Here is a 13195-nt window from a genome sequence, read left to right as displayed (position 1 = left end):
ATAGGTTCTTTAAATTGAATTCTTTTTAAGTTGTTTAGCCGCATGATTGGCTGCTCTTGCTGTAAAAGCCATATAGGTCAACGAAGGGTTTTGGCTTCCTGATGAGGTCATAAATGCACCGTCGGTAACATAAACGTTTTTACAAGTATGCACTTGATTGTAGGCATTGAGGACAGATGTTTTTGGGTCACGTCCCATTTGTGCACCACCCATTTCATGAATACCTAAGCCCATTGCTCTGTTTTCTTTAACATCATAGCCTTTTACATTTTTAAAACCAGCAGCTTTCAGCATTTTGACGGCTTGGTCTTTCATGTCTTTTCGCATAGCCAGTTCGTTTTCTCCAAAATCAGCATCGAAAGTTATAGTTGGCAAGCCCCATTCGTCTTTTTTATCATAATTCATAAATAACCTGTTATTATGATTAGGTAAAGTTTCTCCAAAACCAATGAGATCTATCTTCCACTCACCTGGTTTGAGAATGGCCTCTTTCAGTTTAGGTCCATATTTTAGTTCGGCTACCATTTCAGAAATATTTGATCGTGTAGCACCGCCTTGGTAGTTGTAACCACGAACAAAATCTTTGGAGTTGGTTTTGCCCCCAATATTTCTAAACCGTGGAATAAAAACTCCATTAGCACGGCGTCCTTTGTAGTATTTATCATCAAACCCATCAGCAATTGCCGTAGCACCAACCCAAAAATGATGATCCATAAGGTTTCGACCAACCAAATCATTATCGTTACCTAAACCGTTTGGAAATCGTTTTGATTTTGATTGAAGTAAAATAGAATTAGAAGCCATTGCAGAAGCACAAAGGAAGATAACTTTGGCTTTATATTCAATTTTTTCATGAGTTTGTGCATCTATAATTCTCACACCAGAAGCTTTTTGAGTAAGTTCATCATAAACAACTTCATAGACAATAGAGTGTGGTCTTAACGTCATATTACCTGTTGCTTCTGCTGTTGGTAAGGTTGATGCATTGCTACTAAAATAAGCACCATAGGGACAACCACGCATACATCGGTCTCGATATTGACACGTGGTTCGTCCAGCTCCAGGTTTTGTGCCTTCGGTGATATGTGCAACTCTACCAATAGTTAGCAATCGACCATCATCAAAGCTTTCTTTTATTTTTTTCTTTAAATGTTGTTCTACACAATTCAAATTCATAGGCTTGAGCAGTTTTTGGTCTGGCAATTGCTTTAATCCTAAATTTTCGCCACTAATGCCAATAAATTCTTCAACTTTATCATACCAAGGTTCAATATCTTTGTATCGCACAGGCCAATCTATGCCAATGTTTTCCTTTTTGTTGGCTTCAAAATCTATATCGCTTAAACGATAGCTTTGCCGACCCCAAACCAAAGATCGGCCACCTACGTGATAACCGCGAATCCAGTCAAATCGTCTCTTTTCGTTGTAAGGATGTTTGATATCATCAACAAAAAAATGTTGGTGAGGTTCTTGAGTCGTATAGCCTGTTCGGTGTTGTTTAAATTTTCTTTCTTTTGTTTTTCGCGTTGCTGCTATACCGTTAGGAAAGTCCCAAGGATCCATATGAGCGGTTTTGTAGTCTGTGATATGTTCTATATTTCTACCGCGATCTAATACTAAAGTTTTTAAACCATTTTCACATAATTCTTTAGCCGCCCAACCGCCTGATATACCTGTACCTACAACTATAGCATCAAATTGTTGTGGGGAGACTTTAATATTGTTTTTGCTCATATAAATTCTGATTTTTGAAATAAAAATTAAAAATACATTTTAAATTTTTATTTCAAAGCTGGATTTAAGTTGCATATGCAACTTTTTCGTTAAACGATAATTTATCCTTTATAATTATTAGATTTTCATAATTAAATCTTTTTCTGTAAGAGAGGTTGCTATGCGTATATAATTTAACGTGAGTTCGACTAACAACATATATTATGACGAGGGCGAGTTTAGAACTTAAATACAATTCCAGAATAGACGCCTAAAAAATAGGGTTGAAAATCGGTTGTTCCGCTTTGAAAAGTATTGATTTGATATTTGAAAGTCGGTTCAAAATTAAACATAAATCGCTCTGTGAAGTTGTATTCTAAACCGATAGCAAAGTTGGTTGAAAAACTTAGATTGTTGATATTGTTGGCTTCGCCTAATGAAGTTGTTCCGTTTTGGTTTTTTACATCAAGGTTGTTATTGTTTAACAAAAGTGTGCTTGCACCGCCAATGAGATTGATATCGATTTTACGGTCTAAGACTTTATATTCTATCTCCATAGGAAATTCAATATAACCTAATTCTTGTTGAAGTTCAGACGGCACAGTTTCAGACCTGTTAAAATTACCGTTTGTTGAGAGGTTTTGCAATTGTTGCCTATTCAAAACCGATGCTGTAAAGTTGGGGTTAGTCTTGACGTTGTTTAAATTGGCTGTGCCTTGGTTTGGCACTAAAAACACGTCGTTTGTGGTATAGTTAAGATTGACACGATTAACACCAGTTCGGAGTTTTATTTTATCGTTAATTTGATAGGCCACATTTATACCGTAAGACATATTGACTTCGCCTTGACCGTTGTTTTGGGCAAAATTGGGGTCAACGGCACTTCCACTGCCTAAATTACCATAAAAAATAGGGGAGATTTGTGGTTTAATAAACCAAGCGTTTTTTTCTGAGTTTGAAATTTTTAATTCATCTTCATTATTGAGGTTTTCAGCGACTTCTACCAAAGATTTTTTTGGAGATGCCACTTTTTTAATGATTGGATTTTGAATTGTTGAAGCATCAATAGTAGTAGATTTTTGAATAGAACCTTTGGAAGAAAAATTTGAATATGCTAAAGCTTCATCAGTTGAAGTGCTATTGGCTTTTAAAGATTTATTTTTCCTTTCATCTTGTTGTGTTTTGCTGATAATGTTTTTGTTAGCCTTGTTTGACAAAGAATTACTGTTGGTATTTTGAGCTATGCTGGATTTGGGTTTATTAGAAATAGTCTTGTTTTTATTAGAAATACTTGACTCATTTAGAGGGTTTTTATCTTGATTTGAGCTTGTAATGATTGTATTGTCTTCTTGATTGTTTTGTGTGTTTTGTTGAGATGAATTTACGACAGGAATATTATTGAGTTGAGTTGGGTTAAAAAACCACTGCGAACCAGCTATAATCAAAATGGCAATCACTGCTGCAGCACCACTGAGTTTGAGCCAAAGTGGAACAACGCGTTTTTTAGACTTTTGAGTCAATCGTTTTTCAATGCCACTCCAAGCAGATTTTGGGGCATCGACTTCAAAATCTTTAAAAGATTCTTGAAACAACCGGTCTATGTTATGCTGATCACTCATAAAGTTTTGGCTGTTTTATTCAGGTTTTTATTATCGATTATTCTGTTGACTTTATCTTTTAAAATTTGTCTTCCGCGGGCTAAATTTGATTTTGATGTGCCTTCGGATATATTCATCATTTCTGCAATTTCTTTATGTGAATGTCCGTCAAGCACGTAAAGGTTAAACACCATTCTGTATCGATTAGGCAATTCTTGAATACATTTTAAAAGTTCTTGCAGGCTTATGTTGTTTTCGGTGTAATCATTATCGGGTTGGATTAGGTTTTCTTCATAATTCAAAGAAAACACCTTTTGATTGCGATAACGCTGAAGTGCCGTATTAATGGCTATGCGTTTCATCCAACCTTCAAAAGAGCCTTTGTGTTTAAACTGATGAATGTTTTCATAAATGCTTATAAACGCATCTTGAAGATTGTCTTGTGCTTCTGCGTAATTTTTTGAATACTTCAAACACAAGCTAAATAATTTTGAACTGTATATCTCATACAAAGCTTTTTGAGCCTTTAGCTCTTTGTTTTGGCATTGTTTTATGAGGTTTTTTAATTTCAAAACTATTCGATATTTACAGGAATATTTAAGGTAATAAATTGCAATTGACCACTATCTGAAGCCCCTGATAGAAATTTGAAAACATGGTCTTGTTGGATATCAACAAAATATTCAAATTGAACAGTTTCAGTATTAGTTGGTGTATCTTCACAATTGAAATTATCTTCGAATCTTGTTTCCGTTCTTATCGTAAGTTCAGGAGCTTCACCTAAAACATCAAAACCTTCAAAAGTGTGACAAGTTGTTGGTTTTATATAAGTAATTTCAAAGATTTCTGTTTGTTGATAATTTAGAGTATCTGGAGCTACAATATCTACAACATTGGCATTTTGAACAGTTACTATGCTTGGGTTATCAACTGAACAAGATGTTAGTATAGATATTAGACTCAAACTTAAAATAAATTGTTTCATGTTATTTCTAAGATACATAAATTTAAAAACGTTGCGTTTAGTCTTTACTTTTGGCAATTTTTATGGCTTCTTTGATTTTTACTTCAAGTTCGTCCATCAAGTCTGGGTTTTCTTTGAGTAAAGTTTTTACAGCATCACGACCTTGACCGAGTTTGGTGTCGCCATAGCTGAACCACGAGCCTGCTTTATTGATAATTTCATAATCCACACCGATATCTATAATTTCGCCGACTTTAGAAATACCTTCGCCGTACATAATATCAAATTCTGCAACTTTAAATGGTGGTGCGACTTTGTTTTTAACGACTTTGACACGGGTTTTGTTTCCTTTAACCTCGCTATTGCTGTCTTTAATTTGTGTAGAGCGACGTATATCAAGTCTTACCGAACAATAGAATTTCAAGGCGTTTCCACCTGTTGTTGTTTCTGGGTTGCCAAACATCACGCCTATTTTTTCACGTAATTGATTAATAAAAATCACCGTACAATTGGTCTTACTGATACTTGAAGTTAATTTTCTTAAAGCTTGTGACATCAATCTGGCATGAAGACCCATTTTGGAGTCGCCCATTTCGCCTTCTATTTCGCTTTTTGGGGTCAATGCGGCAACGGAGTCAATCACAATAATATCAATTGCACCAGAGCGAATCAAGTTATCTGTAATTTCAAGAGCTTGCTCACCGTGGTCGGGTTGCGATATGATTAAGTTGTCAATATCAATGCCTAAGTTTTCGGCATAGGTTCTGTCAAAGGCGTGTTCGGCATCAATAAAAGCAGCAATGCCACCTTTTTGTTGAGCTTCGGCTATGGCGTGCAAAGTTAAAGTGGTTTTACCAGAAGATTCTGGTCCGTAAATTTCAACAACTCGACCGCGAGGATAACCACCAACACCAAGAGCCAAATCTAAGCCCAGTGAGCCTGATGAAATGGCATCAACATTGACTACCGATTGGTCGCTCATTTTCATCACCGTGCCTTTGCCGTAGGTTTTGTCTAATTTGTCTAAGGTGAGTTTAAGCGACTTTAGTTTAGCTGCTTTTTCTTTATCTTCTGTACTCATGGTTTATTTTTTATTGGAAAGGTAAAAATACAATTTTTTTGTTAGACTGTTTAATTCAACATGAGTTCTATTAATCCAAATTGAGTTAGTTTCGTTTATAAACACCCATTTTCGATATACTTTTCTCTACTTTTTTTGTTGAGAGAAGTCCTACCAATGACATGGGTTGTATTGACTATAAGCGAATTATAGATAATTCAATATTTTGTTTCATTTTTTGTTGAGGCTGAGTCAATATCTTGTTAGTGTTTTAATACACTACCCATACTTAAGCCATACTTAAGCTATAGAGGATCTATACTGGAGTTAAAAATATAATATTAGCAATAAATGTCTTAAATTTTTGAGAATTTAAAAATTGTTGTGTGTTCTCGATACAATTTCTACGGGCTTGCAGCCCATAGAAATCACTCGAACCGACAAGGGGGTTTGTTATTGCGATACCGAAGCTTTGGTAGAGGAATCTTTTTTCACGTTTTGGGGTTTGGTTCACTGAGAGATTCTTCACTCCGCAAGCTCCGTTCAGAATGACAAGGGGTCGGCGGGCTCCGTTCAGAATGACAAGTAGGTTGTCATTCCGACGGCAGGAGGAATCTTTCTCACGTATTGAGGTTCGGTTCACTGAGAGATTCTTCACTCCGCAAGCTCCGTTCAGAATGACAAGGGGTCGGCGGGCTCCGTTCAGAATGACAAGGGAGGTTCGGCTCGCGGAGAGATTCCTCGTCACTGCGTTTGCCTCGGAATGACAGGAGATGTTTGGCTCACTGAGAGATTCTTCACTCCGCAAGCTCCGTTCAGAATGACAAGTAGGTTGTCATTCCGACGGCAGGAGGAATCTTTCTCACGTATTGAGGTTCGGTTCGCTGAGAGATTCTTCACTCCGCAAGCTCCGTTCAGAATGACAAGGGAGGTTCAGTTCGGGGAGAGATTCCTCGTCACTGCGTTTGCCTCGGAATGACAGGAGAGGTTTGGCTCACTGAGAGATTCTTCACTCCGCAAGCTCCGTTCAGAATGACAAGGGAGGTTCGGTTCGGGGAGAGATTCCTCGTCACTGCGTTTCCCTCGGAATGACAGGAGAGGTTTGGTTCACTGAGAGATTCCTCGTCACTGCGTTTGCCTCGTAATGACAGGGGTTTTTGGTTTACTCCGTAAAATCACTCAATTTGACGGCTTTCACGTTAATTTAAGTCAAAACCGATATCTTTTCTGAAATAGAGATCTTCAAAACAAATTTTTTTGATTTGAGTATAAGATTTTTCGAGGGCTTTTTTATAGTTGTCAGCCAAAGCCGTAACCGCTATGACTCGACCGCCATTGGTTAAAACTTGATTATTCTCAACTTTTGTCCCGGCGTGAAATAGCATAGCTTCTTTGGTATCTATATTATTGAGGCCTTGAATGGTTTTTCCTTTTTGGTATTTTTCTGGATATCCGCCAGATACAAGCATTACTGTAGCAGCAGATTGTGATGAGATTTTTAATTCAGCTTTGTTGAGCTGTTGATTGGCCGTTAACTTAAAAAGTTCAACTAAATCCGATTCTATTCGTGGCATAACCACCTCTGTTTCAGGGTCGCCCATTCTCACATTGTATTCCACAACAAAAGGCTCATCGCCCACTTTCATTAAGCCTATAAACACAAAACCTTTGTAGTCGATGTTTTCTTTTTGCAAGCCTTTAATGGTCGGTTGAATAATTTTGGTTTCAACTTTTTGCATAAACTCTTCATCGGCAAACGGCACTGGCGAAATAGCACCCATTCCGCCGGTATTCAAACCTGTATCGCCTTCGCCAATGCGTTTATAGTCTTTGGCATTAGGTAAAGTCAGGTAGTTTTTTCCATCGGTCAATACAAAAACGCTGAGTTCAATACCGTCAAGAAATTCTTCAATGACAACCGTTTGAGAAGCTTCTCCAAATTTGTTTTGCGTGAGCATATTGGCGAGTTCAGTTTTAGCTTCTTCTAAGTTTTTTAAAATTAAAACCCCTTTGCCGCTAGCAAGACCATCGGCTTTTAAGACGTAAGGTGGTTTTAAGGTTTCTAAAAACGCTTGGCCTTCATCGAGGTTTTCAGCTGTGAAACTCTTATAAGTGGCAGTAGGAATATTGTGAGCTTGCATAAAAGTTTTTGCTCGTTTTTTGCTGCCTTCAAGTTCAGCCCCTTTTTGTGATGGTCCAATGACCATCAAGTCTTGAAAATCAGATTTATTGTCAAAAAAATCTTTAATTCCTGCAACTAATGGTGCTTCAGGACCAACGACGAGAATTTTTATGTCTTTGTTGTTTATGATTTCTGCTACAGCTTCAAAATCTGTGGGATTGAGGTTGAGGTTTTGAGCAATTTGAGCTGTTCCTGCATTGCCAGGAGCAACAAAAAGCTGATCGCATTGAGCACTTTCGGCTATTTTTTGTGCTATGGCGTGTTCGCGACCACCACCGCCAAGGACTAAAATATTCATGATGATTTAATTAAAATGAATGAGGTGTCAAAAATAATTGTTTGTAAATTGTCGCCCTAATTAAAATTGATATTATTTGAATCGGTTTGAACGTGTTTTAGAGTTATCGGGCTTTCCATTGAAAAAAGCCAAACCGCATCTTTTGCAAATAGAAAACAAGTTGCAAAATGATGCAAAATCTTATATAGCCGAACAGCGTCAAACCATTTTTCAATATCATCAGCAAAATAATCCTTTTTACAAAAAGTTTTTAGACCAAAACAATATTTCATCTTGGGACGATATACCTGTTATGACCAAAGCCGATTTACAACAACCTCTACATCAGCGTTTGTCTGATGGCTACAAATTAAAAGATGTTTTTGTTAACAAAACCAGTGGTTCAAGTGGTCATCCGTTTAGTTTTGCCAAAGATAAATATTGTCATGCTTTGACGTGGGCAAATATTATCAAGTTGTATCAACAACACGATATTGAGATGGGCAAATCGCTTGAAGCTCGATTTTATGGCATACCAAAATCAGGTATTGCACATTATAAAGAACGCCTGAAGGACAAATTTGCCAAGCGGCATCGGTTTGATATTTTTGATTTGTCTGATGAAGCATTAGCACGTTTTTTAAAAACTTTTCAAACTAAACCTTTTGAGTTTATCAATGGCTATACGAGTTCTATTGTAAGATTTGCCAAACATTTGAAAGCACAAAACAAGATTTTAAAAGACGAATGTAATAGTTTAAAATTGTGTATTACAACCAGTGAAATGTTGTTTGAAAACGATAGAAAATTATTAGAAAAACAATTGGGCGTTCCTATTGTCAACGAATATGGTGCAAGTGAATTAGATGTGATTGCTTTTGAAAATCATAACAATGAATGGTTGGTTAACCGCAAAACGTTATTTGTAGAAGTTGTTGATGAAAGCGGAAAAGCTTTGCCTTTTGGAAAAGAAGGTGAGATTGTTATTACCAGTTTATACAACAAAGCCCATCCGTTTATTAGATATAAAATTGGAGATAGAGGAGTTCTGGCAAGAAATTCTAAATCAGATCAGCCTATTTTAGAACAACTTACAGGAAGAACGAACGATTTTGCAAAATTGCCAAGTGGTAAAGTGATTCCCGCATTGACGTTTTATTATGTTACAAAATCTGCCATAGAAAACACAGGACAAGTCAAAGAAATTGTAGTGGTTCAACATCGTATAGATCAATTTGAAATCAATTATGTAGCAGATAAGATCTTAAACGACCAACAAAAACAGACTATACTCAAAGCCATAGATAAATATCTTGAGCCGAATTTAAAGATTAATTTTAACCGAAAATCACAAATCAAACGTTCAAAAAGCGGGAAGTTGAAGCAGTTTGTGTCTAAGATTTAAAAGCTAATAATTTATTTGGACAATAAAACAGTAATAGAGCTAGCCAAAATTTCTTGCTCACTATATTTTTTATAATCATAGTGGATGTTTAGTTTTTTAAACTTTTTGTATTTATCAGAATTCTTGTTTACATCCTCATAATTCAGAAACTCTATTTTAAAACCAGCTTTTTTAAAAATATTAATGTAATCTGGTAATCTTAGCCTATTATGATAATCAAACTTAGTTTGAATTTTATCCCATTCTTTGTCAGAGTATTTAAGAAAATCGTATAGTGATAATGATTTATCAGAATATGCTCTATGGTCAGATGGCGAGATTAAATGCAATATTTGAGCACTTTTAGAAATCTGATTATATAAATGATAATGTATTTTTAATAGTTCATCTTCGCTAATATGCTCAAGTACAAATCTTGATATCACAAAGTCAATATTATCATTTATTTTGAAATTGCTTACATTAGTAGAAGGAAAGTACTTGATAAATGAAGGTAAATTATTTTTATTAGTCTTAAAGTTATTTTCAAATATTTTTAAAGTTGATTTTATTCTCTTTTTGCTGTAATGTTCATTAATGTCAAAGGTGTAACATTTATTTATGTTCAATTCATTTTTAAAAAGAATTGGGATAATTGGGAACCAACCCGAACCTATTTCTAAAACATTTTTGCCTTCTAAGTTTACCTTGTTATTTCTTAATATTTTTTTAATTTGATTAAAACTTTTTCTGTTGGTATGTTGGTAAAACGAAACCTCTTTTAGGGTTATTTTTTGAAAACCGTGATAAGCCCAATATCCTATTCTTTTTGGTAAGACGTCTAAAATTTTAAAAACTATAGTCTTAACTTTATGCCTTTTCATTTAATTTTTTTTCATAATTTACAATAAATTTCTTTCTAATAATGAAATATTCTATTGAGAATAGAAATAGATAAAATATAGATTTTAATATGTTATAATTTAATTGTTGATAATATACTAAAAAATTATATTTTATTAAATTTAGCTTATTACTACTAATAGAATTTAAAGAAATTCGATATTTAGCCAAAGGTTTTTGTATACCTAAAGCAGGTTTTGTAGATTTTTTTAAAGCATAAAGCCATAAACACCAATCTTGTCTTTTTCTTATTAAAGGATTATATATTTTTCCTAACCTATCACAATCATAGATTCCTGTTAGATTTCCAATGTAATTATTTTTTAATAGTTTTTTGTAAGTTAAATTTTTTAAAGCCACAATTTTCTTTCCTATTTCTTTCCCATTTTCATCAATTTGTAAATAGCTAGTAAAAGAAACTGATACTTTATGTTTAATCATTTGACTTAGTTGTATTCTCAACTTTTCGGGAAGCCATAAATCATCGGCATCAAGAAAAGCAATAAATCTACCTTTAGCTTCTTTTATAGAATTATTTCTCGCGACTGCTGGACCGGCGTTTTGTTTGAGTTTAAATAATTTAATTCGAGAATCTTTATCGGCTAGATTTTGAACAATTTGACAAGTGTTGTCTGTTGAGCAGTCATCAGTGATGAGCATTTCCCAGTTTTGATAGGTCTGGGCTTGAACAGATTTTACGGTCTGTTCAATATACTTTTCAGCATTGTAGGAAGCTGTTATAATAGAAACGAGGCTTTGCATCAATAAGCTTTTTTGTCACCTTTAAAAGCATTAAATATGGTCATAAAAACAATTTTAATATCCAAAAACACCGACCAGTTTTCGAGATAGAAGATATCGTATTTCACGCGGTTAATAATGTCTTTGTCGGTTTCTATTTCACCGCGATAGCCACTGACTTGGGCCAAACCAGTAATGCCAGGTTTTATGAAATGACGCACCATAAATTTATCGATTTTGCCCACAAACATTTCTGTATGCGAAACTGGATGTGGTCTTGGGCCAACAACAGACATATCGCCGAGCAAGACATTGTAAAATTGTGGCAACTCGTCTATGCTGGTTTTTCTGATAAATTTACCGATTTTTGTTACTCTGTTATCATTGGGTTTGACCCAAGATGTTTCAATTTCAGTATTAGGTCGCATTGATCTGAACTTAAAACAGACGAATTCTTTGTAGTTTAAACCATTGCGTTTTTGTTTAAAAAACACAGGACCTTTAGATTCTATTCTAATGAGTAGTGCTATTAGAGGTGTAAGCCATGATAATATAAAAATCACAACAGCAAGTGAAAAAATAAAATCAAAAGACCGTTTGACAAATTTATTGAAAGGTTCTTCTATAGGAATGCTTCTTAGAGATAATATGGGTAAAAAGCCATAATAATCAACTTTGAGTTGTTTGGCATATATGTCTTTTGTGTCTGGTAGAAACTTTAACACAATAAGGTTGTTGTCTGCAAAATGAACTATGGTGTTAATTTGTTTTTGTGTGAGTTCTGCCATAGAACAATAAATTTCGTCAACGTTATTTTCAATTATATAATGAAAACAATGATCTAAAAATTTATCATTTTTTTTTGTACAAAACATTTTTAAAAATTGGTATCCAAATTCAGGGTTTTCATTAAAAAAAGTTTTGAGTTGGTGTGTTCTTAAATTGTCTCCAATTATGATGGTTTTTCTTAAATTTCCTTTATAAAATTTTCTATAATGTTTAAGTAGATAATTGACTAAAAGCTTAAAGCTAAGTATGATAGAAAAGCTTAAAATTAAATATTGAAAAACTAATGCAACTTCAAGCTCAAAGCCTTTATAAATTGCAAAATAAGAGAAAACAATAAGGGTAAACAGAAAAAATTGTTCAAAGGCAAGAGAGAGTATTTTAACAATTTTGGTAAATCTATAAACTTCGTAGTAGTTGGTTTTTAGCGACAATATTAACCAAGCTATGCTATGAAATAAAACAAAAGAGATGGCTTCGTTAAGACTTAAACTTAATAACCAAATGGCAAGTATGCTTATAACAGAAATATCAATTACATAAATAATAGGTCTAAGATATCCGATGTAGCGCCATCTTTTTCTCATAAATTACCTTTGATTGTGTTTTGAAAAATCTTTATGCTCACTGGCATGTAGTTCTTCTTTTGATAAGCTTTTAAAATAGTTATAGGTAGTTTTCATCCCTTCGGCTCTATCGACTTTTGGTGACCAGTTTAATTTTTCTTTAGCTAAAGATATATCAGGTTGGCGTTGCATAGGGTCATCTTTGGGTAAAGGTTTAAAGATGATTTTTTGGTTGGTTCCTGTGAGTTTGATGATTTCTTGAGCAAAGTCGAGAATGCTAATTTCGTTTGGGTTACCAATGTTTACAGGTTTTGAATAGTCTGAGTGTAAAAGTCTAAAAATGCCATCTACTTGGTCGTCAACATAGCAAAATGATCGGGTTTGAGAACCGTCGCCAAACACGGTTAAATCTTCGCCTCTCAAGGCTTGACCGATGAATGCAGGAATCACTCTGCCGTCGTTGAGGCGCATTCTTGGCCCATAGGTATTAAATATTCTTACAATTCGAGTTTCTAAGCCGTGAAACCTGTGGTAAGCCATTGTTATGGCTTCTTGAAAGCGTTTAGCTTCGTCGTAAACGCCACGTGGGCCAATACTATTGACATTGCCATAGTAATCTTCTTTTTGAGGATGAACCAAAGGATCGCCATAAATTTCAGAAGTGCTGGCAATAAGTATTCTGGCGTCTTTGGCTTTAGCTAAACCCAGCAGATTGTGGGTTCCTAAAGATCCAACTTTAAGGGTTTGAATGGGAATTTTGAGATAATCGATTGGGCTGGCTGGCGATGCAAAATGCAAAATGTAATCAAGCTTTCCAGAAACGTGCACAAACTTTGAAACATCGTGATGATAAAATTCAAAATGCTCATTCTTAAACAAATGGCTGATATTTTTCATATCGCCAGTGATGAGGTTGTCCATCCCGACTACTTTGTAGCCTTCATTTATAAACCTATCGCAAAGGTGAGACCCAAGAAAACCAGCGGCACCTGTAATAAGAACTCTTTTCTTCATAGTTTTT

The 13195-nt window shown here is 34.9% G+C and carries 11 protein-coding genes; 1 reads left to right on the top strand and 10 read right to left on the bottom strand.

The window, feature by feature from the left end:
* Positions 1 to 9: 9 nt before the first annotated feature.
* The 6 genes from ACSSV5_RS00330 to purD form a co-directional block, all read right to left on the bottom strand.
* Positions 10 to 1734 carry a GMC oxidoreductase gene (locus tag ACSSV5_RS00330; protein ID WP_454244321.1) on the bottom strand — a complete coding sequence of 575 codons (1725 nt, stop codon included), beginning with the start codon at positions 1732 to 1734 and terminating at the stop codon, positions 10 to 12.
* Positions 1735 to 1952: 218 nt separating this feature from the next.
* Positions 1953 to 3332 (bottom strand): hypothetical protein, encoded by a 1380-nt coding sequence (locus ACSSV5_RS00325; protein WP_454244320.1) that lies wholly within the window; start codon positions 3330 to 3332, stop codon positions 1953 to 1955.
* A complete protein-coding gene (locus ACSSV5_RS00320) occupies positions 3329 to 3883 on the bottom strand; it encodes an RNA polymerase sigma factor (protein ID WP_211065066.1) in 555 nt (184 codons plus the stop codon). The genes ACSSV5_RS00325 and ACSSV5_RS00320 overlap by 4 nt, the downstream gene beginning before the upstream one ends.
* Positions 3884 to 3885: 2 nt before the next feature.
* Positions 3886 to 4296, bottom strand: coding sequence for a hypothetical protein (locus tag ACSSV5_RS00315; protein WP_211065065.1), 411 nt, complete (start codon positions 4294 to 4296; stop codon positions 3886 to 3888).
* 37 nt (positions 4297 to 4333) lie between these two features.
* On the bottom strand, positions 4334 to 5356 hold the full coding sequence (recA, locus tag ACSSV5_RS00310; protein WP_454244319.1) for a recombinase RecA: 1023 nt from the start codon (positions 5354 to 5356) through the stop codon (positions 4334 to 4336).
* Positions 5357 to 6534: 1178 nt separating this feature from the next.
* Positions 6535 to 7815: a phosphoribosylamine--glycine ligase gene (gene purD / locus ACSSV5_RS00305; RefSeq protein WP_454244318.1), complete on the bottom strand. Its 1281-nt coding sequence runs from the start codon at positions 7813 to 7815 to the stop codon at positions 6535 to 6537.
* Positions 7816 to 7891: 76 nt separating this feature from the next.
* On the opposite strand from purD, the gene ACSSV5_RS00300 reads away from it, so the two are divergent.
* Positions 7892 to 9199: a phenylacetate--CoA ligase family protein gene (locus tag ACSSV5_RS00300; protein ID WP_454244317.1), complete on the top strand. Its 1308-nt coding sequence runs from the start codon at positions 7892 to 7894 to the stop codon at positions 9197 to 9199.
* An 11-nt stretch (positions 9200 to 9210) separates the two neighbouring features.
* Here ACSSV5_RS00300 and ACSSV5_RS00295 read toward each other — a convergent pair whose 3' ends face one another.
* From ACSSV5_RS00295 to ACSSV5_RS00280, 4 genes are read right to left on the bottom strand one after another with little or no spacing between them, the layout of a single operon-like run.
* Positions 9211 to 10062 (bottom strand): hypothetical protein, encoded by an 852-nt coding sequence (locus ACSSV5_RS00295; RefSeq protein WP_454244316.1) that lies wholly within the window; start codon positions 10060 to 10062, stop codon positions 9211 to 9213.
* On the bottom strand, positions 10049 to 10843 hold the full coding sequence (locus ACSSV5_RS00290) for a glycosyltransferase family 2 protein (RefSeq protein ID WP_454244315.1): 795 nt from the start codon (positions 10841 to 10843) through the stop codon (positions 10049 to 10051). The genes ACSSV5_RS00295 and ACSSV5_RS00290 overlap by 14 nt, the downstream gene beginning before the upstream one ends.
* A complete protein-coding gene (locus ACSSV5_RS00285; protein ID WP_454244314.1) occupies positions 10843 to 12195 on the bottom strand; it encodes an undecaprenyl-phosphate glucose phosphotransferase in 1353 nt (450 codons plus the stop codon). Before ACSSV5_RS00285 ends, ACSSV5_RS00290 begins: the two co-directional genes overlap by 1 nt.
* 3 nt (positions 12196 to 12198) lie before the next feature.
* On the bottom strand, positions 12199 to 13188 hold the full coding sequence (locus tag ACSSV5_RS00280) for a UDP-glucuronic acid decarboxylase family protein (protein ID WP_454244313.1): 990 nt from the start codon (positions 13186 to 13188) through the stop codon (positions 12199 to 12201).
* Positions 13189 to 13195: the final 7 nt, after the last annotated feature.

Source organism: Psychroflexus sp. MBR-150 (genome assembly GCF_053628795.1).
Note: the sequence above shows the minus strand (reverse complement) of the source record. Positions and strands in the feature narration are given on the sequence as shown.

Excerpts from the sequence above, each read along its gene's own strand:
- ACSSV5_RS00330 (WP_454244321.1), bottom strand. The coding sequence starts at position 1,734 with ATGAGCAAAAACAATATTAAAGTCTCCCCACAACAATTTGATGCTATA.
- ACSSV5_RS00325 (WP_454244320.1), bottom strand. The coding sequence starts at position 3,332 with ATGAGTGATCAGCATAACATAGACCGGTTGTTTCAAGAATCTTTTAAA.
- ACSSV5_RS00315 (WP_211065065.1), bottom strand. The coding sequence starts at position 4,296 with ATGAAACAATTTATTTTAAGTTTGAGTCTAATATCTATACTAACATCT.
- recA (WP_454244319.1), bottom strand. The coding sequence starts at position 5,356 with ATGAGTACAGAAGATAAAGAAAAAGCAGCTAAACTAAAGTCGCTTAAA.
- purD (WP_454244318.1), bottom strand. The coding sequence starts at position 7,815 with ATGAATATTTTAGTCCTTGGCGGTGGTGGTCGCGAACACGCCATAGCA.
- ACSSV5_RS00295 (WP_454244316.1), bottom strand. The coding sequence starts at position 10,062 with ATGAAAAGGCATAAAGTTAAGACTATAGTTTTTAAAATTTTAGACGTC.
- ACSSV5_RS00290 (WP_454244315.1), bottom strand. The coding sequence starts at position 10,843 with ATGCAAAGCCTCGTTTCTATTATAACAGCTTCCTACAATGCTGAAAAG.
- ACSSV5_RS00285 (WP_454244314.1), bottom strand. The coding sequence starts at position 12,195 with ATGAGAAAAAGATGGCGCTACATCGGATATCTTAGACCTATTATTTAT.
- ACSSV5_RS00280 (WP_454244313.1), bottom strand. The coding sequence starts at position 13,188 with ATGAAGAAAAGAGTTCTTATTACAGGTGCCGCTGGTTTTCTTGGGTCT.